Source organism: [Clostridium] polysaccharolyticum (assembly GCF_900111595.1).
GTDB classification, from domain to species: Bacteria; Bacillota; Clostridia; order Lachnospirales; family Lachnospiraceae; genus Clostridium_AI; species Clostridium_AI polysaccharolyticum.
The window spans coordinates 34,925-57,020 of record NZ_FOHN01000009.1; the positions used below are offsets into that span (position 1 = coordinate 34,925).

At 37.9% G+C, this 22,096-nt stretch carries 18 protein-coding genes and 1 other annotated feature; of the genes, 16 read left to right on the forward strand and 2 right to left on the reverse strand.

Annotated elements, in window-relative coordinates; translation table 11 throughout:
- Positions 1–72: 72 nt before the first annotated feature.
- The 11 genes from ftsH to pfkA all read left to right on the forward strand — a co-directional run bounded on the left by ftsH (position 73) and on the right by pfkA (position 15,328).
- On the forward strand, positions 73–2,067 hold the full coding sequence (gene ftsH / locus BMY85_RS07420) for an ATP-dependent zinc metalloprotease FtsH (RefSeq protein ID WP_092477644.1): 1,995 nt from the start codon (positions 73–75) through the stop codon (positions 2,065–2,067).
- Between the two features lie 645 nt (positions 2,068–2,712).
- Complete coding sequence (locus BMY85_RS07430) at positions 2,713–3,516, forward strand: Cof-type HAD-IIB family hydrolase (RefSeq protein WP_092477645.1); 804 nt, start codon at positions 2,713–2,715, stop codon at positions 3,514–3,516.
- A 20-nt stretch (positions 3,517–3,536) separates the two neighbouring features.
- Positions 3,537–5,423 (forward strand): excinuclease ABC subunit UvrC, encoded by a 1,887-nt coding sequence (gene uvrC, locus BMY85_RS07435; protein ID WP_092477646.1) that lies wholly within the window; start codon positions 3,537–3,539, stop codon positions 5,421–5,423.
- Between the two features lie 100 nt (positions 5,424–5,523).
- On the forward strand, positions 5,524–6,450 hold the full coding sequence (hprK, locus tag BMY85_RS07440) for an HPr(Ser) kinase/phosphatase (RefSeq protein ID WP_092477647.1): 927 nt from the start codon (positions 5,524–5,526) through the stop codon (positions 6,448–6,450).
- A gap of 80 nt (positions 6,451–6,530) precedes the next feature.
- Positions 6,531–7,472, forward strand: a complete 942-nt coding sequence (locus BMY85_RS07445; protein ID WP_092477648.1) for an ROK family glucokinase — start codon at positions 6,531–6,533, stop codon at positions 7,470–7,472.
- A gap of 52 nt (positions 7,473–7,524) precedes the next feature.
- Positions 7,525–8,448, forward strand: a complete 924-nt coding sequence (gene murB / locus BMY85_RS07450; RefSeq protein WP_092477649.1) for a UDP-N-acetylmuramate dehydrogenase — start codon at positions 7,525–7,527, stop codon at positions 8,446–8,448.
- A gap of 46 nt (positions 8,449–8,494) precedes the next feature.
- Positions 8,495–9,355, forward strand: a complete 861-nt coding sequence (gene rapZ, locus BMY85_RS07455) for an RNase adapter RapZ (protein ID WP_092477730.1) — start codon at positions 8,495–8,497, stop codon at positions 9,353–9,355.
- A gap of 2 nt (positions 9,356–9,357) precedes the next feature.
- A complete protein-coding gene (whiA, locus tag BMY85_RS07460; protein ID WP_092477650.1) occupies positions 9,358–10,311 on the forward strand; it encodes a DNA-binding protein WhiA in 954 nt (317 codons plus the stop codon).
- 3 nt (positions 10,312–10,314) lie between these two features.
- Positions 10,315–10,572: an HPr family phosphocarrier protein gene (locus BMY85_RS07465; protein WP_092477651.1), complete on the forward strand. Its 258-nt coding sequence runs from the start codon at positions 10,315–10,317 to the stop codon at positions 10,570–10,572.
- 148 nt (positions 10,573–10,720) lie between these two features.
- Positions 10,721–14,245, forward strand: a complete 3,525-nt coding sequence (locus BMY85_RS07470; RefSeq protein WP_092477652.1) for a DNA polymerase III subunit alpha — start codon at positions 10,721–10,723, stop codon at positions 14,243–14,245.
- Between the two features lie 108 nt (positions 14,246–14,353).
- Positions 14,354–15,328 carry a 6-phosphofructokinase gene (gene pfkA / locus BMY85_RS07475; RefSeq protein WP_092477653.1) on the forward strand — a complete coding sequence of 325 codons (975 nt, stop codon included), beginning with the start codon at positions 14,354–14,356 and terminating at the stop codon, positions 15,326–15,328.
- 99 nt (positions 15,329–15,427) lie between these two features.
- Here pfkA and BMY85_RS07480 read toward each other — a convergent pair whose 3' ends face one another.
- Together BMY85_RS07480 and BMY85_RS07485 are read right to left on the reverse strand one after the other, a co-directional pair.
- Positions 15,428–15,712, reverse strand: coding sequence for a hypothetical protein (locus BMY85_RS07480; protein WP_092477654.1), 285 nt, complete (start codon positions 15,710–15,712; stop codon positions 15,428–15,430).
- A 61-nt stretch (positions 15,713–15,773) separates the two neighbouring features.
- Positions 15,774–17,279 (reverse strand): L,D-transpeptidase family protein, encoded by a 1,506-nt coding sequence (locus tag BMY85_RS07485; protein ID WP_092477655.1) that lies wholly within the window; start codon positions 17,277–17,279, stop codon positions 15,774–15,776.
- 275 nt (positions 17,280–17,554) lie between these two features.
- Positions 17,555–17,870, forward strand: a binding site (T-box leader).
- Positions 17,871–17,942: 72 nt separating this feature from the next.
- Here BMY85_RS07485 and trpE point away from each other — a divergent pair.
- Genes trpE through BMY85_RS07510 form a run of 5 tightly spaced genes read left to right on the forward strand, consistent with a single transcriptional unit; the run spans position 17,943 to position 22,095 of the window.
- Entirely contained in the window at positions 17,943–19,352 is a 1,410-nt protein-coding gene (gene trpE, locus BMY85_RS07490; RefSeq protein WP_242939697.1) for an anthranilate synthase component I, read from the forward strand.
- An 11-nt stretch (positions 19,353–19,363) separates the two neighbouring features.
- Entirely contained in the window at positions 19,364–19,933 is a 570-nt protein-coding gene (locus tag BMY85_RS07495; protein WP_092477656.1) for an anthranilate synthase component II, read from the forward strand.
- Positions 19,934–19,959: 26 nt separating this feature from the next.
- Complete coding sequence (gene trpC, locus BMY85_RS07500; RefSeq protein WP_092477657.1) at positions 19,960–20,757, forward strand: indole-3-glycerol phosphate synthase TrpC; 798 nt, start codon at positions 19,960–19,962, stop codon at positions 20,755–20,757.
- A 14-nt stretch (positions 20,758–20,771) separates the two neighbouring features.
- Complete coding sequence (gene sfsA, locus BMY85_RS07505) at positions 20,772–21,458, forward strand: DNA/RNA nuclease SfsA (protein ID WP_092477658.1); 687 nt, start codon at positions 20,772–20,774, stop codon at positions 21,456–21,458.
- A gap of 13 nt (positions 21,459–21,471) precedes the next feature.
- Positions 21,472–22,095, forward strand: a complete 624-nt coding sequence (locus BMY85_RS07510; RefSeq protein WP_092477659.1) for a phosphoribosylanthranilate isomerase — start codon at positions 21,472–21,474, stop codon at positions 22,093–22,095.
- Position 22,096 lies beyond the last annotated feature (1 nt).

Consider the following 22,096-nt stretch of genomic DNA (forward strand, 5'->3'; position numbering starts at 1 on the left):
AGTTAAGATAATAGCATATTGATTTATGGTTAAACTACATTTATAATGGGAATATCGCAAAGGAGGTTGAATATGGATAACCGAATGTACAATAATAACCACAGCAATCGTAATAGAGATAACAATAACTGGAATGGAAATAATAGTAAGAATAATAGAAATGGAAGAAATAATCCGAAATCTGGCATTATTATTTGTTTGATTCTGGCAATTGCTGTATTTATGGGATTTTCACTTATTACTTCAAGAATTGAAAAAATGACGAACATAGAAATTGGATATAATGAATTTATTTCCATGCTGGAACATGGAGAGATAGATTCCATTGTACTTACAAGTACGAAGATAAAAATAAAGCCAAAGGTGCATCGTACGAATCTGAATGAAAATTATTATACAGGCCGTATTGGAAGCGATTTATATCTGGTAGAAAGGCTTAATAAGTCAGGGGTGTCTTATAAAGCTGAAATACAGGATACAAGTTCCAATATTCTCAATTTATTTCTGATCTATGTATTTCCGCTTTTGTTATGCTGGGTAGTTTTCTGGTTTTTTTACCGCAGAATATCCCAAAGCGGCGGTGGTGTCATGGGGGTTGGCAAGAGCAATGCCAAGATATATGTAGAAAAGGAAACGGGCGTTACTTTTAAAGACGTAGCGGGGCAGGAAGAAGCAAAAGAGTCCATGACAGAACTGGTAGATTTCCTTCATAATCCAGGCAAGTATACGCAGATCGGTGCTAAGCTTCCAAAAGGTGCATTATTAGTAGGGCCTCCAGGAACAGGAAAAACCTTATTGGCAAAAGCTGTTGCAGGAGAAGCCAATGTTCCATTTTTCTCATTATCAGGTTCCAGTTTTGTGGAGATGTTTGTTGGTGTTGGTGCATCTAGAGTGCGTGACTTGTTTAAACAGGCACAGCAGATGGCACCGTGTATCGTATTTATTGATGAAATTGATGCGATTGGGAAAAGCCGTGATTCTCAGTATGGTGGCGGCAATGATGAACGTGAACAGACACTTAACCAGCTGCTTGCGGAAATGGATGGTTTTGATACTTCTAAAGGCCTTGTTGTGCTGGCAGCTACCAATAGGCCAGATGTATTAGATAAAGCATTGCTGCGTCCGGGACGTTTTGACAGAAGGATTATTGTAGACAAGCCGGATTTAAAAGGAAGAGTGGATATTCTGAAAGTCCATGCAAAAAATGTACGAATGGATGAAACAGTAGATTTTGAAGCAATTGCCCTTGCTACATCGGGTGCGGTTGGTTCTGATTTGGCTAATATGATTAATGAAGCGGCTATTATGGCAGTAAAAGCTCGAAGAAATGCAGTTTCTCAGGCCGATTTGTTTGAAGCAGTGGAAGTTGTCATTGCAGGAAAAGAAAAGAAAGACCGTATTTTAGGCAAGGAAGAGAAAAAGATCGTTGCTTCCCATGAAGTTGGCCATGCATTAGTAGCTGCTTTACAGAAAAATGCAGAACCTGTTCAGAAAATTACCATTGTTCCTAGAACTATGGGTGCTTTAGGTTATGTAATGCAGGTGCCTGAAGAAGAAAAGTATCTTATGAGCAAAAAAGAAATGCTGACGGAGATTACAACTTTCTGTGGTGGACGTGCGGCAGAGGAAATCTGTTTTGAATCTGTGACGAGTGGTGCATCCAATGATATCGAGCAGGCAACAAAGCTTGCACGTGCAATGGTTACACAATATGGCATGTCAAAGCAGCTTGGTTTTGTAGGACTGGAATCTGTGCAGAACCGTTATTTGGATGGACGTGCTGTCATGAACTGCAGTGAGCAGACTGCTAGGGAAATTGATAAAGAAGTTCGTGATATTATAGAAGAATGTTATGTGAATGCAAAAAAAATGCTGGAAGAAAACATTTCTATTTTAAATGAAATAGCAGAGTATCTCTATGAGAAGGAAACGATTACAGGCAAACAGTTTATGGAGATCTTTCATAGGATAAAAGGAGATTTGGAGGATAAGGAAGAAGCTTCTGAAAGGTTAGAGGATGCCAAAGCAGAGGAGACTGTGGAAAATCCTGAAAATAAGGCAGATTAATTTTGGCAAATATGGGATAAGACATAAAAACCGGTTCGTTTTGATAGGGAACCGGTTTTTATATATGTTTTGCTTTAGGATAGGGAGAAGATTGGGATAATGTAAGAAAAAAGTAAAAACAATGTAGCTGTTAAGTGCTATACTAAGCATTAAGAAACAGTAAGATATTTGCCTGGAATCTTACAAGCGCCCAATGTGATGTCTGTTCTAGGCTGTTAAGTAAAGCTTTCTCATATGACAAGTCTTTAAAACCAAGAAGAAATAAAGAGGCGGCATATTTTTGCAAGGGGAAACCATATACCCATAAATATAACGTATATACATTGTAAATTTACATACAATTTTATATGTTATTAGCAGGTAATCATCAAATAGGCGAATACGTTTTGTTCCATAAAGAGTCAGTTGGTAATTACTAAATAAGTGTAGCAGCGATCAGACTGTTACGCTTTCAATATCTTACAATCTGGACCATCTTATTTATGTTTTTTTCTAGGACTTTTTCTCATTTTACCGAACAAATTATATGGAAAAATTTAATATGCCATCATCCCTTTGCACATAGTAAGGAAATGTGATACTTTAATAGAGAAGATAAACTGTACGAAACGATAAAGTTTTTAACAAGGTCAGGAGGAGAAGAAAATGGCATACGAGATTTTAGTATTAGATATAGACGGTACATTGACAAATTCAGAAAAGTTAATTACTGGAAAAACAAAAGAAGCATTGTTTGCATTACAGGAAAGAGGCCATAAGGTTGTATTGGCATCTGGAAGGCCAACGCCTGGAATTATACCAGTTGCAGAACAGATCCGCTTAAAGGAATATGGTGGCTATATACTTGCATATAATGGAGCAAAAGTATTGAATTGCCAGACAGGAGAAGTGATATATGAAAAATCTCTTCCAAAAGAAAGCATAAAGGAAATATATGATGCTGCGAAAGAGTTTAAAACAGGCTTGTTAAGCTATGATAAAGAAGGCATTATTACGCCTAGAGAACCAGATGAATACATTCAAAAAGAAGCAATGATTAATCATCTTCCAATAAAAAAAGTGGACAACTTTGTAGAATACATTGACTACCCAGTAAACAAGTGCCTTCTGACAGAAAATGGCCTGTATTTAGCAGAAGTAGAAAAAGAATTAAAGAACCGTTTTCGTGGCAAGTTAAATGTATACCGTTCCGAGCCATTTTTCTTAGAGATTATGCCAGAAAATATAGATAAGGCATATTCCCTTGGAAAGTTATTAGAAAAGTTAGGAATGACAAAAGATCAGATGATATGTTGTGGTGACGGCTATAATGACCTTTCCATGATTGAGTATGCGGGAATGGGAGTTGCTATGGCAAATGCCAATGATCAAGTAAAAGAAGCAGCTGATTTTATCACACTAAGCAACGATGAAGATGGCGTAGCCCATGTAATAGACCGATTTATGTAGGCAGAAAGGATGTGTGATGCGTGTTTGTCATTAGCGAGGAGCTAAAGAAACTTCCCGATAAGCCGGGTGTTTATATTATGCAGGATGCAAAAGATGAAATCATTTACGTTGGGAAGGCAGTCAATCTGAAAAACCGTGTCCGTCAGTATTTTCAGTCAGGAAGAAACAGGACTTCCAAAATAGAACAGATGATTGCAAGGATCGATCACTTTGAATATATTGTCACAGATTCAGAACTTGAGGCCCTTGTACTGGAGTGTAATCTAATCAAAGAACATAGTCCAAAGTACAATACCATGTTAAAGGACGGAAAGGCATATCCATTTATTAAAGCTACCGTAGGAGAAGCTTATCCAAGACTGCTTATGGTCCGTAAAATGGAAAAGGGCAAGAAGGAAGATGCCAGAAAGGTAAAATATTTTGGGCCATTTACCAGTTCAACTGCCGTGAAAGATACCTTAGAATTAGTCCGGAAGATTTTTTTTGTGCGCAATTGTAACCGAAACCTTCCAAAGGATATAGGCAAAGCTCGCCCTTGTTTATATTATGACATTGGACAGTGCAAAGCACCATGTTACGGTTATATCAGACAAGAAGATTACCAGAAAGATTTTCAAGGTGCTTTAGAGCTGTTAAATGGAAATTATGGACCAGTTGTTTCCATGCTGGAAGAGAAAATGTACGCAGCTTCTGAGAAGATGGAGTTTGAAGAAGCGGCACAGTACCGTGATTTGGTCAACAGCGTAAAGCATATTGTCCAGAAACAGAAAATTACCAGTTCCGAAATGGAAGACAGAGACATTATTGGAATGGCACGTACTCACGATGAAGCAGTGGTGCAGGTATTCTTTGTCCGTACAGGGAAACTGATCGGGAGAGATCATTTTTACTTTAAACATGTGAAAGAGGATAGTAACGAAGAAATTATTACAGCATTTATCAAACAGTTCTATGCAGGAACGCCGTATATTCCAAGAGAGCTGTTTATACAGACAGAGTTAGAAGAAGCAGGACTTTTGACAGAATGGCTTTCGAATAAAAGAGAGCAGAAGGTCTACATCCGTGTTCCGAAAAAGGGGCAGAAAGAACGTCTAGTAGAACTTGCAGAAAAAAATGCTTCTATTATTTTACAAAAAGATGCAGAAAAGATTCGTAGAGAAGAAGCAAAGACAATTGGTGCTGTGAAAGAGATTCAAGACTGGTTAGGTCTTGGCAGTATATGCAGAATGGAATCTTATGATATTTCCAATACCAATGGATTTGAGTCAGTAGGTTCTATGGTAGTTTTTGAAAATGGAAAGCCAAAACGGTCTGATTACCGCAAATTTAAGATAAAAACCATTACAGGCAGTGACGATTATGGAAGCATGTATGAGGTGCTTACAAGAAGGTTTACGCATGGATTGCGGGAACAGCAGGAAATGAGGGAGAAAAATCTGGACGAAGCTCTTGGCAAATTTACAAGATTCCCAGACCTGATTCTGATGGATGGTGGAAAAGGGCAGGTTAATGTGGCATTAAAGGTTATGGAGGAACTAAGATTAAATATTCCAGTGTGTGGGATGGTAAAAGATGACACACATAGTACAAGAGGACTTTATTATAATAATATTGAAATTCCAATTGATACCCATTCAGAGGGATTTAAACTGATTACAAGAGTACAGGATGAAACCCACCGCTTTGCAATTGAATACCACCGTTCCCTCAGAAGCAAGACCCAGGTACATTCCATTTTGAATGATATTGAGGGTGTAGGGGATGTAAGACGTAAAGCACTGATGAAATATTTCAAATCCATCGAAGCAATCCGCAATGCTTCATTAGAGGAATTAGAACAGGCCCCTTCCATGAATGGACTTGTTGCGGAAAAAGTGTATCATTTCTTTCATAAACAGGGAGAATAAGCAAAAGTATTTCAAGTTGCAGTGAGTACCCTTATATGGTAGAATTTACACTAGAGTTGCCAAGAGAAAATGCTTAGTTACGAAAGAGAGGAATGCTCAGATGGCGTATACTGTTGAATTGACGAAAGTAATTGAAAAAATGAATTTAGAGGTGTTGACACCGGATGTGGATATTGCCGAGATTCAGGTGTCACAAACGGATGTGAATCGTCCTGCACTTCAGTTAGCAGGATTTTTTGATTATTTTGATTCCAACCGTATTCAGGTAATTGGACAAGTTGAATATACTTACATGCAGAAAATGGAGAAAGACCATGGCGTGGCCATGATGGAAAAAATCATGGAATCCAAGGTGCCATGTATTGTGTTCTGCCGTCAGCTTGAGGTGGAACCAGACTTTTTAGAGTTAGGAAAAAAATATGGTGTGCCAATCTTAAGAACAACTAAGACAACCTCTTCCTTTATGGCTGAAGTTATCAGATGGCTTAATGTGGAATTAGCACAGCGCATTTCCATTCACGGTGTATTAGTTGATGTGTATGGGGAAGGCCTTCTTATTATGGGAGAAAGTGGAATTGGTAAAAGCGAAGCTGCTTTGGAATTAATCAAACGGGGACATCGTCTTGTGTCTGATGATGTAGTGGAAATCAAACGTGTAAGTGATGAAACCCTAATTGGAAGTGCACCAGATATTACAAGGCATTTTATTGAGCTTCGTGGTATTGGCATTATTGATGTAAAAACACTGTTTGGTGTAGAGAGCGTTAAAAATACACAATCGATTGATTTGGTTATTAAACTAGAAGAATGGGATCGTGAGCAGGAATATGATCGGCTAGGATTAGAAGAACAATATACAGAATTTTTAGGAAATAAAGTTGTGTGTCATTCTATTCCAATTCGGCCAGGCAGAAACTTAGCAGTTATCTGCGAATCAGCAGCAGTTAACTATAGACAGAAAAAGATGGGCTATAATGCAGCTCAGGAGTTATACAACCGAGTTACAAACAATCTGATGAAAAAATAAAAAAGGTAAGAAAAGTGTGGCTTCATGAAGAAGAATAAAACAGTATAAAAGAAGCTGCAGAACTTAGAAAGGTGGACAAAATGGCTAAGTATTGCATGGGTATTGATGTTGGGGGAACAACCGTAAAAATGGGATTATTTACAGAGGAAGGCAAGGTATTGGATAAATGGGAAATTCCAACAAGAAAAGAAGAGAATGGTTCTTTTATTTTGCCGGATATTACAGAATCCCTTCGGCGTAAGTGGGATGAAAAATCCATTGCAAAAGAAGAGGTGACAGGAATCGGTATTGGCATTCCGGGACCTGTTATGGAAGATGGAACAGTATTAAAATGTGTAAACTTAGGCTGGGGCGTTTTCAATGTTGTAGAGGAAGTGAGAAAACTTACTGGCATTGAAAATGTCAAGGCTGGTAACGATGCTAATGTTGCTGCATTAGGTGAAGTATGGCAAGGCGGCGGCAAAGGTTACCAGAACATTATTATGATTACTCTAGGTACTGGAGTTGGCGGCGGTGTCATTCTTGGCGGCAAAATCCTTACTGGTTCTAAAGGAGCAGCAGGAGAAATCGGACATATTACAGTAAATTACGAAGAACAGGATACTTGTGGATGTGGGAAAAAAGGCTGTCTTGAACAGTTTGCTTCTGCAACAGGTATTGTAAAAGAAGCAAAAAGACTTTTAAAAAAATCAGACAAACCATCTGCTTTACGCAATTTACAGCATTTATCAGCAAAAGCAATTTTTGACTGTGCAAAAGAAGGGGATGAACTTTCGATTGAGTTAGTAGAGCAGTTAGGCAAGTACTTAGGATTAGCAGCTTCTCATATTGCAGCAGTTGTAGATCCGGATGCTTTTGTTATCGGAGGCGGAGTATCAAAAGCTGGTGAGGTACTTACCAGTGTAATTAAAAAGCATTATGAGAAAAATGTCATGTTTGCATTACAAGGGAAAGAATTTAGATTAGCTGAATTAGGAAATGATGCAGGTATCTTTGGCAGTGCTAAAATGGTACTTGAATAAAAGAGAAAGAAAAGCATATATATAGGCATATATAGATTAAAAGAGGTAGAAAGTGTATCGGGAATTCAAAAACGAACTGTGTAACAAGTTAAAAGAGGGGCAGTTAAAAGAAGCTGAGCCTATGAAAAGACATACAACATTCCGTATTGGAGGACCTGCAAGGTTTTATGCTGTTCCAAAAACAGAAGAAGAATTAACTGCTGTTATTCAAATGTGCAGACAGTATCAGATGCCATTCTTTATTTTGGGTAATGGAAGCAATCTGCTAGTAAGTGACGAAGGCTTCGATGGGGTAATTATTGAAATAAAGGAGCAGTTTGCATATTACACCGTGGAAGAAAAAGAAGATCGGACATTTGTTACAGCAGGTGCAGGAATTCTATTATCCAGGCTTGCAAGCGAAGTGGCGAAACGCTCACTTAAAGGATTTGAATTTGCTTCTGGGATACCAGGGACTTTAGGCGGGGCTGTGGCAATGAATGCTGGAGCGTACGGCGGTGAAATAAAAGACTGTATCGTTTCTGCAAAGATACTTACAAGAGATGGCTGTGTAAAAGTGCTATACAAAGAAGATTTAGAACTTGGATATCGGAAAAGCATAATTACGAGGACAGCAGATATTGTGTTAGAAGCAGCATTTGCTTTTGAAAAAGGAAATGAAGAAGAAATACATGCACAAATGAAGGATTTTAATAGAAGAAGAAGAGAAAAACAGCCATTAGAATATCCTAGTGCGGGAAGCACATTTAAGAGGCCAGAAGGTTATTTTGCAGGAAAACTTATTATGGATGCGGGACTACGTGGATTTAGAGTTGGAGATGTCATGGTTTCTGAAAAACATTGTGGTTTTGTCGTAAATGTTGGGAATGGTACAGCTACACAGGTGAAAGAACTGATAGAACAGGTTTCTTTGAAGGTAGAAAATCAATTTGGAGTAAGATTGGAACCAGAGGTTCGTTTTGTAGGCAGGTTTTAAAGGAAATAATTGCAGGATGAAAAAAACGAGAAAGGTTTGGTGCCACATGAGATTTGTCATAGTTACGGGGATGTCCGGAGCTGGAAAAAGTTCTGTGTTAAAAATGCTAGAGGATGCAGGATATTTCTGTGTAGACAATCTGCCAATTCCTCTAATTCCAAAGCTGTCACATTTTATTATATACGAAGAGCAGACGGTGACCAAGGCTGCCTTAGGAGTAGATATCCGAAATGGACAGGCTTTAGAAGAATTGGATGATGTATTGAATCAATTGAATCAATATGAAGTAGTTCCGGAAATATTGTTTCTGGATTCTACAACGGAAGTTTTAGTGAAGAGATACAAAGAAACAAGACGGAATCATCCTCTTGTAAATGAGGGCAGGGTTGATAAGGGGATTGAAATGGAAAGAGAACGTCTGCAGTTTATAAAGAAACGTGCGACGTATATAATCGACACAAGCCATATGCTGATCCGTGAACTGAAAACGGAGATTGATAAAATCTTCATTCAGGGAGAACATTATAATAATTTCTTTATCTCTGTTGTATCTTTTGGGTTTAAGTATGGGATTCTGTCTGATGCGGATCTGGTATTCGATGTCAGGTTTCTGCCAAATCCATTTTATATACCAGAGCTTAAGAAGAAAACAGGAAGAGATAAAGTGGTATATGATTATGTAATGGACTTCCAGGCAGCAGATGATTTTTTGAATAAGTTGGAAGATATGCTGAAATTCCTGATTCCCAATTACATTATAGAAGGGAAAAACCAGCTTGTAATTGGGATTGGATGTACAGGAGGAAAACATCGTTCTGTAACCATTGCAAGGGCAATCACAGAACGTTTGTCTAACCTGCAGTATGGAGTGAAAATCGAGCACAGGGATGTAGAAAAGGATGTTTAAAGATGTCATTTTCCAGTGAAGTGAAAGAAGAATTATCAAGGCAGATGCCAGTTTCCAGACATTGCTGTGTAGCAGAAATTGCAGCACTTATCAGCTGCTGTGGGGAACTGGTTCACAATAGGAAAGGTACATTGGCCTTAAAAGTTCATACAGAAAACTTGACAGTCGCAAGAAAATATTTTATGTTAATAAAGAAAACATTCCAAGTGAAAACTGAAATATTAGTGAAGCGCAATGTATCATTGAAAAAGAGCAAAAACTATTTTATTTATATACGTTTACAACATGATGTGGAAAAAATCCTAAAGGCAACGAAACTTCTTAAGGGACAGGACTTTCATTCGATAGAATTGGTTCCAAGCCATTTAGTGACGCAAAATACATGTTGCAAGCGGGCCTTTTTAAGAGGGGTATTTTTGGCCACAGGATCAATAACAGATCCTTCTAAGACATATCACTTTGAAATTGCAGCGCCAAGTCAAGTGAAAGCCGCTTACATTGCAGAAATTTTGCAGTCTTTTCAGATTGATGCTAAGATTGTGGTACGGAAAAAGTATTATGTGGTTTATGTAAAAGAAGGATCTCAGATTGTTGATGTACTCAATATTATGGAGGCTCATCTTGCACTGATGAATCTGGAGAATGTAAGGATTCTGAAAGAAATGAGGAATTCTATCAATCGACAGGTAAACTGTGAAGCAGCGAATATTAACAAAACGGTTGTTGCGGCATCTAAGCAGATAGAAGATATTTTGTATATTCGTGATAGGGTCGGCTTGAGTGAATTGACAGAAGGGTTAGAAGATGTTGCGAGGCTCCGAATCGAACAGCCGGATGCATCGCTAAAAGAATTGGGAGCATTGTTAAATCCACCGTTGGGAAAGTCTGGTGTTAATCATAGGTTAAGACGTATAAGTAAAATTGCGGATAGTTTAAGGGAACAAAAGGAGGAATAATGTATGGTAACCAAAAAAATGACAATTAAAATACCAACGGGTTTAGAAGCTAGACCTGTTGCAGTCCTTGTACAAGTAGCAAGCCAGTTTGAGAGTTCTGTTCATATTGAATGTGAAGACAAAAAGGTGAATGCCAAGAGTATTATGGGGATGATGAGTCTTGGACTTGCAGCTGGAGAGGAAGTTATTGTAACAACAGATGGCCAGGATGAAGAACAGGCAATGGAAAAAATTGAGGCATATTTAAATAGTGGAAAATAAGAACGCTTGAATAGATAGGATTTTGAGAAAAAACGGCTGTATTTGTGAAAAGTACAGCCGTTTTTTGCACATAATTTCAAGTTTTCAATTATGCATAAATATGATAGAATAAATTTTAAACGACTAATGCAACAGGAGGGGAGAAAACGTGAATTTTACCCATCTTCATGTCCATACAGAGTACAGTTTATTGGATGGCTCTAGTAAAATCAAAGAATTAGCAGAAAGAACAAAAGAATTAGGGATGGACAGCATTGCGATTACAGATCATGGTGTTATGTACGGTGTGATTGATTTTTACCGTGCAGCCCATGCAGCAGGTATTAAGCCGATCATTGGCTGTGAAGTTTATGTTGCACCAAATTCCCGTTTTGATAGAGAGAACAGTCAGTCTGAAGCCAGATATAACCATCTTGTGTTACTTGCTGAGAATAACACAGGTTACGCCAATTTAATGAAAATTGTATCCAAAGGTTTCACAGAAGGCTTTTATTATAAACCAAGAGTAGATTATGAAGTGTTAGAAGAATACCACGAAGGAATCATTGCTTTAAGTGCGTGCCTTGCTGGTGTTGTGGCTATGAATCTGAGGCGGGGCATGTACGAAGAAGCCAGAAAAGAAGCGTTTCGCTTAAGAGAAATATTTGGCCAAGATAACTTTTTCTTAGAACTTCAGGATCACGGAATGCAGGAACAGCAGGTTGTAAACCAGCAGATGGTCAGACTGAGCCAGGAAACAGGAATCCCGTTAGTGGCAACCAATGACGTGCACTATATTTACGATCAGGATGCTACGCCTCATGATGTGCTTCTTTGTATTCAAACTCAGAAGAAAGTAACGGATCAGAATCGTATGAGATACGAAGGAGGACAGTTCTATCTGAAATCCCCAGAAGAAATGGCCAAGATATTTCCATACGCCATAGAAGCACTGGAAAATACCCATAAGATAGCAGAACGCTGTTTTGTTGAAATAGAATTTGGCAACTATAAGCTGCCCAAATTCGATGTTCCAGATGGCTATACAGCATGGGAGTATTTACAAAAGCAGTGTTTTGAAGGATTAGAAAGGCGTTACGGGAATCCAGGCGAGGAATTAAAAAAACGTCTGGAATATGAATTAGATACGATCCATTCCATGGGATTTGTAGATTACTTCCTGATTGTCTGGGATTTTATTAAATATGCAAAAGACAATGGGATTATGGTAGGACCGGGCCGTGGTTCCGCAGCGGGAAGTATCGTATCCTACTGTCTGGAGATTACAGATATTGATCCAATCCGCTATAATTTGCTGTTTGAGCGATTCCTAAATCCAGAACGTTTGACCATGCCCGATATTGATATTGACTTCTGTTTTGAGCGAAGACAGGAAGTCATCGACTATGTAATACGGAAATATGGAACTGACCGGGTAGTGCAGATTGTTACATTTGGTACTATGGCAGCCAAAGGTGTTATTCGTGATGTTGGACGTGCATTGGACATGCCATATTCTGCAGTGGATGCTGTTGCAAAAATGATTCCGGCAGATTTGGGAATGACCATTGAAAAGGCCTTGAAACAGAATAAAGAGTTACGGGATTTATACGAAAATGATGCGGAAGTAAAAGAGTTAATTGATATGTCTTTGCGTCTGGAAGGATTGCCAAGACACACATCCATGCATGCGGCAGGTGTTGTAATCAGTAAAGAAGAAGTAGATAAGTACGTGCCACTATCTAGAGCATCAGACGGAACTCTTACAACGCAGTTTACCATGACTACCTTAGAGGAACTTGGACTGTTAAAGATGGATTTCCTTGGCCTTAGAACTCTTACGGTAATTCAGAACGCTGTAAATTTAATCAACAAAAGGTTAAAAAGCTTAGATAAGTCTAGCAAGGAATATAAAGAACTGGCTGCAAAACATGGCGATCAGCTGGATATGGGCAAATTGAATTACGAAGATAAAGAAGTATACAAGAGCATTGGAACTGGTAATACAGAAGGCGTATTCCAGCTAGAAAGTGCTGGAATGAGAAGTTTTATGAAGGAACTGAAGCCGGAAAGCATTGAAGATGTAATTGCGGGGATTTCCTTGTATCGTCCAGGTCCAATGGATTTTATTCCAAAATATATTAAAGGCAAGAATGACCAGAGCAATATTACTTATGAATGCCCGGAACTGGAACCGATTTTATCGCCAACTTATGGCTGTATTGTGTATCAGGAGCAGGTTATGCAGATCGTACGTGATTTAGCTGGATACAGTTACGGCCGAAGTGATCTTGTACGTCGTGCTATGTCCAAAAAGAAAGCTTCTGTAATGGAAAAAGAGCGACAGAACTTTGTATACGGCAATAAAGAGGAAGGGGTAAAAGGATGTATTGCCAATGGTATTGATGAAGCAGTTGCGAATCATATTTATGATGAGATGATTGACTTTGCAAAATATGCCTTTAATAAATCTCATGCCGCTGCATATGCTGTAGTTTCTTATCAGACAGCATATTTAAAGCATTATTTTCCAGTGGAATTTATGGCCGCTTTGATGACTTCTGTTCTGGATAATACAGACAAAGTATCAGAGTATATTATGACATGCCGTAAGCTTGGTATTGAGATTCTTCCACCAGACATTAATGAAGGGGAATCAGAATTTTCCGTTTCGAATGGATGCATCCGGTATGGATTGTCTGCAATTAAAGGACTTGGGAAACCAGTAATTCATGCCATTGTAGAGGAACGTACGTTAAACGGGCCATTTACTTCACTAAAGGATGTAGTTATGCGCTTGTCCAACAAGGAGATTAACAAGCGTACAATGGAAAGTTTTATTAAGGCAGGGGCATTTGACACATTGCCAGGGACCAGAAAACAGAAAATGCAGGTCTACATTAAAGTAATTGATAGTGTAAATCAGGAAAAGAAAAATAATTTATCTGGTCAGATTTCCCTATTTGACCTGTTCAGTGATGAACCAGAGTTCTCAAACGAAATTGAAATGCCAGATGTAGGGGAATTTGAAAAAGAACAGCTTCTTGCATTTGAAAAGGAAGTGCTTGGAATCTACGTCAGCGGGCATCCGATGGAAGAATACATGGAGAAATGGGAGAAGCATGCAAAGAAGAAAGCGTCAGATTTTAACATAGACGAAGAAGGCCATGTGAAAGTAAGAGATGGCTCTCTTGTGACAATTGGCGGCATGATTGTGTCTAAGGTTATAAAGACAACGAAACACAATACTATGATGGCATTTGTTACTTTGGAAGATCTGTACGGAACAGTAGAAGTTATTTTCTTTCCAAGGGACTTTGAAAAGTACCGTCCGTATTTAAATGAAGATGCCAAAGTGTTTATCAGGGGACGGGTAAATGTGGAAGAAGATAAACCAGCAAAAATTATCTGTCAGGATTTTGTGACTTTTGAGCAGGTACCTGAGAATGTGTGGGTTCAGTTTCCTAGCACGGAAGAATTCAAGAAAAAGGAACTGGACTTAATAGAACTGTTAGAAGAGTATCCAGGAGTTTCGCCAGTAGTGGTATATTGCAAGGAAGAAAAACAGCAGATAGTTTTAAAAGTTAAGGTAACAGTAGAAAAAAGTCTCTTAATTCGATTACAAAAAGAATATAAGGATAAAAATATCATTGTTCAGCAAAAGAATATTGAAAATATATTCAAAAAGAGTTAAAATTGTAACATGAGTGCGTTTGAAAAAGCTTCAGTTAACTGCGGCTGCTAGTCAGAAGGCTTGTGCTGAAGTGATAGTATATATTGAGAATCCTTTGGAGGTATTGAAATGGCAAAAGAAATTAATACAATTGGCGTTTTAACAAGTGGCGGAGATGCACCAGGCATGAACGCAGCAATTCGTGCGGTTGTAAGAACAGCATTGGCGAATGGCAAAAAAGTAAAAGGTATTAGAAGAGGCTACAGTGGTTTATTAGAAGAAGACATCATTGATATGGATGCTGTAAGTGTTGCTGATATTATTGACCGTGGAGGTACAATTCTATATACAGCAAGATGTGCTGAAATGAGAACAGAAGAAGGCCAGCAAAAAGCTGCTGAAATCTGTAAGAAACATGGCATTGATGGTTTAGTTGTTATTGGTGGAGATGGTTCTTTCCAAGGTGCAAAGAAATTAGCTCACTTAGGCATTAACACAATTGGTGTTCCTGGAACAATTGATTTAGACATTGCTTGTACAGAATATACTATCGGTTTTGATACAGCTGTAAATACAGCAATGGAAGCGATTGATAAAATCAGAGATACTTCTACTTCTCATGAAAGGTGCAGTGTTATTGAAGTTATGGGCAGAAACGCTGGTTACATTGCATTATGGTGTGGTATTGCAAATGGTGCAGAACAGATTTTAGTAACAGAGCGTTATGATCATAATGAAAATAAAATCATTGATAATATTATTGAAAAAAGAAAAACAGGCAAGAAACATTACATTATTGTAAATGCAGAAGGTATTGGAAATTCCGAAATTCTTGCTAAGAAAATTGAAGCTGAAACAGGAATGGAAACAAGGGCAACTATCATTGGACACATTCAGCGTGGTGGCAGCCCAACATGTAAAGACAGAGTTTATGCATCAACTATGGGTGCAAAAGCAGTTGATTTGCTTTGTCAAGGAAAGAGCATGAGAGTTGTCGGTTATAAAAATGGTGAATTTATCGATTACGATATTGACGAAGCTTTAGCAATGAAAAAAGATTTAGATGAATATATGTATGAAATGAGCAAAAAACTGTCCAGATAATATTCCTCTTGTAAATTACAAGGAGGAAGTTTAAAGGAAATGAAAAAAGAGATAGAATACAAAAGTTCTACCTCTTTTTTCATTTCATGCAAATAATTGCTATCTGTTTGCTTTAACATTAGCATCTCCAGATTTCCCTGCATCCATGTCCAATGTGGTATATCCTCGCTTGAAAGTGCTTTCTTTAGGGGAATCGTTGTCCTCAGAATTTTCAGAATTATCAAAGTCCTCAAAGTCTTCAAAGTCCTCGAAATCCTCGAAAACGTCAAAGTCCTCATTTTCTTTATCTGATTTTTTGAAAAAATTCTGGTAACAATAATATGCACCACCTGCAATTGCAGCAAGGGAAAGAGTTGTAGCAATAAACTTACCAAGTTTTTTCATAGGTTATACTTCCTTTCCTTATCCATTATACCCTTACGTATTTCGTATCATACTTAAAGAATTATCTATTTCTGCTTGTAGAAGCAGGCTTTTTGCTAGCGTGTACGCTTGCAGAGGCAACAGTCTTTTCTTTTTTTGTATTGGAATCTGTATTAGAACAGACTGTTTCTTTCTCCTCCAGATTGCTCTGGTAGCAGACGATAGGAGTTCCTTTTTCAACAGTCGCAAAAACTTTTTCCGCAACGTCGGGAGGAAGGTTGACACATCCATGAGAACCGCTTCGCTTGTAAATACTGCCTCCAAAGCTGTTACGCCAAGGAGCATCATGTAAACCTATATTGTAGTAAAAAGGCATCCAGTAAGTTACATCAGAACTATAATTTTCACCTACTAAAGTTGCGTTATGTTCTTTATATGTTATCTGATAGATACCTGTCGGGGTATCAAAACCCCTGCTGGAATTTCCTGTTACACAATCAGATTCTACTATCAGTTTACCGTTTTTATATACCCAGATGTGTTGTAGAGACAGATCGATTTCAACATAGCTGTCTCCAATATCGTTGATGTTCCGAGAGCGGGCAACTTGAGAGTAGGTTGGTTCAATTTGAACATTTTTACCTTTTTGCACTAATTTAATTAAGCGGGCTGTTTCAGCTGCACGGTCTATAAGCCAGCCATAGTCACCGCCAGTTACCTCAATAATATTTCCATTATGGTCGATGAAGTCTCGTGTTTTCCCAAATGTATTATAAATACGTGCAATGGAGTCTACATAAGCACGGACCTTTTCGTGATTAAATGTGACTTGAAATGAATCATCAACTTCCAGCCAATCCTGTATGTGGGTTTTGTCGCATATTTCATATCTATCACCAAAATCATAGGTAATAGTAACGGTAATATATTGATTCATTGTATCAGCCAGTACTTTGAGTTCAGTCGAAGAAGATGTATACTTCGGATTTTGATAGCATTGCAAATCATCCGAATTCATATAAGTATCACCAGACTCAATGGCTGTAATAACGGAAGATGTGAATTTGTCCAGATCTAATGTTGTACCATTATTTTCTGGAATAATTTCGTACTTGCCAGATGCATCATTGTATTTTACAAGGGCATCTGCTGGTGGAGTGGTATTTTCTTTCTTAAAAAATACAAGTGAATGAATCTTATCCTTTAATTTCTGGTCATCAAATGTGGTTGTAACCTGTAAGTCAGATTGATTCTTTCGGAATAGACTTACAATCCATGTAAATGATTTTTGTTTTTTTAACAGCTGTTTTACTGAGCCATCAGGCATAAATTCATAGTCGATGTCGTCAGCAGTAATTACATCTGTCAGATGATTACGTCCATCAATTTGTAATACATAATTTTTTATTTCTCGCCGTATATTCTCTTCAACAGCTTCGACGCATTTGTTGCTGGCGCTGATTCCATTGATGGAAGTGCCAAAAAAGAAATGCGACTTAAAATAAAATGATATGCCGATATATAGAGCCAGCAGGACAAGAAATGTAATCGTTAAAGCGATAACTGTTTTTTTATGCTTTCTCTTCATTTTTCCCTTCTCTTTTCTTATATATTTTATCTACCGGATTCTTTGGTATCATTCGGAACTAGTATACCATGTTTTCCATGTAAGTTCCAATGAAACTTTTATGTGATATGTATTACAGAAATATCTCATAAATATGAAATGCCTATTTAGTATAGGATATAGAAAAGCTTATGAAAATATGACGAAAAGCCAATAACTGATTATTAAAATTGATGAAAATAGAAAAAAGGAATTGACATTATGTGGCATAAATGATAAAATACAATCAAATAGATTTAAAGTCTTTGAGCAAAGAGAGTACTTCAGAACGTACATCACAGAGAGTCGGTGTCTGGTGTGAGCCGATATGGAAGTCTGTAAGGAATGGGTTTGTGAGATGTCAGGTGAAGCGTTTGTACGTGTGTAGCTGCGGCCGTGTCCTCACGTTACAGAGGGTAGATATCGAAGAGATTCTGTATCGGTAATGAGATAATGTAAATGGTGGCGAGTATTTCCAGTTTCGGAAATGCTTTTTTTTATCTTTATCTAAAAAGACAATTTTCATCATTTAGATTATGAACAAGGGTGGCACCACGATAATTCGTCCCTAGCAAATGAAATGAAAAATTTCGTTTGCTAGGGACTTTTTTTACATATTCAATTTATAAGAAAAGAGGGATAAAGGTGAGAAGTTTAAAAGCTTATCGTAAGACAATTAGCATTGTAAATGAAACCACAATCGGATTATATGAAAATTTAGTTGGAAAGAAAACAGGTTTTCTGTTAGAGAGTTATGATAAAAATAATGGACGTTATTCTATTTTTGGAAAAGAACCAGAAGAAATCATTTCATCTAAGGGAAATAGTCTGGTGATACAGAAAAAAAATGGCGAAACAGAAGTCAGGGAAGGAAATCCTTATGAATTGTTAAAAGAGTATTATAGTGATTTTCATGTAGTAAAAGAGGACGGAGAATTAGCTTTTATTGGCGGATTGGTGGGAAGCATGGGGTATGACTTTATCCGTTATACTGAAATTCTGCCAGATAACAATGAAGATACGATTGGAATAGAAACAATTCAGTTAATGCTTGCAACAGAGTTTATTGTAATTGATCATGTGGCAGAGACTATGACAGGAGTAGTCTTAGAGGAGGATAATGAAGAAGGCAGAAAAAGAGGCATGGAACGTGCCACAGGTTTATTAGAAGAAGTGATGAAAGATTACAAAGATGAGGAGAAAGAAACATTTGTCCAGGACGGAAAAATTACAGATAAGTCGGATTCCATTGAACAATACAGTGAAAAAGTAGAGAAAATCAAAGATTACATAAAAGAGGGACACATTTTCCAGACGGTATTATCACAGAGATGGACCGTTGAAACGAAACAAGATGGATTTATCCTATACAAAAAACTTCGTGTATTAAATCCATCTCCATATCTATACTATTTTAAATTTCCTGAATTTGAGATAATAGGAAGTTCTCCTGAGATGCTAGTGAAAAAAAGTGAAGATAAAGTGTACACCTGTCCCATTGCAGGAACAAGAAAACGCGGTGCTACTCCAGAAGAAGATGAAATGTTAAAAGAAGACTTGTTAGGAGATGCAAAGGAGAGGGCAGAACATGTTATGTTAGTGGATCTGGCCAGAAATGATATGGGACGAATCGCTCAGTTTGGAACGGTTAAAGTGACACAGTTTATGAATGTCCAGAACTATTCCCATGTAATGCATATCGTCTCACTGGTAGAGGGACGAAAAAAGGGAGAATCCCATCCGTTAGATCTAGTTGCATCTTTTCTGCCTGCGGGAACATTAAGTGGAGCTCCAAAGATTCGTGCAATGGAAATCATTGATGAATTAGAAACCTATAGACGTGGTTTATACGGTGGTGCAACAGGATATTTAGCATTCGATGGAAACATGGATTTCTGTATTACCATCCGAACCATGATAAAGAAAGCGGATAACGTGTATCTGCAGGCAGGAGCTGGAATTGTTTTAGATTCTGTTCCTGAGAACGAATATAATGAATGCTGTAACAAAGTAATGGCACTGGCAAAGACATTAGTAAAAGAAGAGAATTTATAGGGGGTGCGGGTATGATTTTATTAATTGATAATTACGATTCCTTTACTTATAATTTATATCAATATATTGGAACATTTGAACCAGACATAAAGGTAGTTCGCAATGACAAAATAACCCTTGCGGAAATCAGGAAAATGAATCCAGACAGAATTGTGTTATCACCAGGACCAAAGAGTCCAAAGGATGCAGGAATCTGCATGGATGTAGTAAAGGAATTTTATAAGGAAAAGCCGATTATGGGAATCTGCTTAGGACACCAGTGTATTGGAGAAGCATTTGGTGCAACCGTATCCTATGCAAAAGAAATCCTTCATGGAAAACAGTCTTTGGTTGCTCATAATGGAACTGGTATTTTTACAGGGATTGATACGCCACTAAATGTAGCAAGATATCATTCCCTGTCCATAGTAAATGAAACAGTTCCAGATTGCCTGACAGTAACCGCAAAGACGGATGATGGCCAGATTATGGCAGTTCGACATAAAGAGTATCCAGTGGTTGGACTTCAGTTTCATCCAGAATCCATTTATACAGAACACGGGAAACGATTAATCGAGAATTTTGTAAATGGACGTATTTAAATCCAATGGAAAGGAAAAGGTGCTGTATGATATTAGATGAAATCGTAAAAGATAAAAGAAAAAGGTTAGTGGAACATAAAAAAAATATCAGCGAACAGGAAATGAAAGAGCTGGCTCTCCAGTCACAAAGAAAAAGCGTTTCCTTTTACGAGGCGCTAAAAAAAGAAGGCCTGTCAATTATTGGGGAGTTTAAAAAGGCATCGCCTAGTATGGGTGTTATATCATCTAAGATTCCATTGGAAGACAGAATTGACCAGTATAATCAGTCAGTAGATGCCATTTCCTGTCTGACAGAAGAGGATCATTTTCATGGCAGTGCAGAATATCTAAAACAGATTCGGAAAATATCTCCACTGCCAATTATCCGGAAAGACTTTATAATAGAGGAATATCAAGTTTATGAAGCAAAAGTGATTGGTGCAGATGCCATTTTGCTAATTGCAGCTATTTTAAATGAGGATGAGATGAAAAGGCTGTATGAATTGGCATATGATCTTGGATTAGATGTATTATTAGAAGTTCACAATGAGGAAGAAATGCAGCGGGCTATTGAACTGGGAGCTAAGATAATTGGTGTGAACAACCGGGATTTGAGGGATTTTACGATTTCCTTAGATACAACCAGAAGACTGATTCAGTATTTAGAAGAAAGAACTGGTAAGGAAAGGCCAGTATTTGTATCGGAAAGTGGGGTTACCACAACAAAAGACATTGAGGTTTTGAAAGCATGTAAAGTAGATGCACTGCTTATAGGAAGAGCATTTATGGAAGCAGAGCAGCCTAGAGTGGTAGCGAAGGAATGGAAGGCAGTTTATAACGGCTAAGAAAGGATGATGCCATGAGATATAAAAACATAAAAAAAGGAAGATTCCTTGGAAGGCCAAATCGTTTTATCGCTCATGTGGATTTGAATGGAGAAGAGGCTGTATGCCATGTAAAAAATACGGGACGTTGTAAAGAACTTTTAATTCCTGGAGAATCAGTGGTTTATATTGAGGATCATGGGGAAGATGCCAGACGGAAGACCAGATATTCTTTAATAGGAGTGGAAAAAGGAAATCTGATGATTAATATGGATTCTCAGGCACCAAATAAAGTGGTAAAAGAGTGGATTGCCCAAGGTGGTTTTTTACCAGGGATTACTTTGATAAAACCAGAAAAGAAGTATGGAGACTCTCGCTTTGATTTTTATCTGGAACAAGGGGATAAGAAGATTTTTATGGAGGTAAAGGGAGTTACCCTTGAAGAAAATGGAGTTGCCATGTTTCCAGATGCCCCGACAGAACGAGGAATCAAGCACATGGAAGAACTTATTACCTGTAAGGAAAATGGTTACGATGCCTATATTCTTTTTGTTGTACAGATGGCTGGAATGAAGGTGTTTAAGCCAAATGACAGAACACATCCTGCTTTTGGGGAGGCACTTCGTAAAGCAAAGAAGCATGGTGTTGAGATTCTTGTGAAAGACTGTCTTGTGAAAGAAGACGAATTAAAGATTGCTGGAACGTTGCCATTTGAATTATAGAAGGGAGAAAGTTATGCCGGAAATTAAAATATGTGGTCTTACCTGTGAAGAAGATATTGAGCTGATAAATGCATATCCTGTTTCTTACGCAGGCTTTGTATTATTTTTTCCAAAGAGTAAGCGAAATCTTACATTAGAACAGGCACAGCATTTAAAAAGGAAACTGAAAGATTCTGTGAAAACGGTCGCTGTGACGGTAGCTCCTTCCTTAGAGCAAGTAAAGGAGATTGAAGGGGCTGGATTTGATGTGATTCAGATTCATGGTACCTTACATAAAGAAGTAGAAGAGAAAGTTCATATACCAGTTTTCAGAGCTGTAAATGTGGAAAAGGAAGAAGATATACGCAAGGTATTTTCAGAGCGTTCGCCTAAGATTTCCTATTATGTGTTTGATGGCAAGCGGCCAGGAAGCGGAGAAGTATTTGACTGGGGATTTCTTAAAAAGAATGTGGATAATACTTCCAGAATTATGCTGGCTGGTGGATTACATTCAGAAAATGTTGCCAATGCTATTAAAGCAGTACAGCCTGGGATTGTGGACGTAAGCTCTGGTGTTGAAAAAGAGCATGGAGCAGGAAAAGATAGAGAGAAAATAGAGCGTTTTGTTCAAGCGGTTCTAAAAACAGATTGCAGATAGA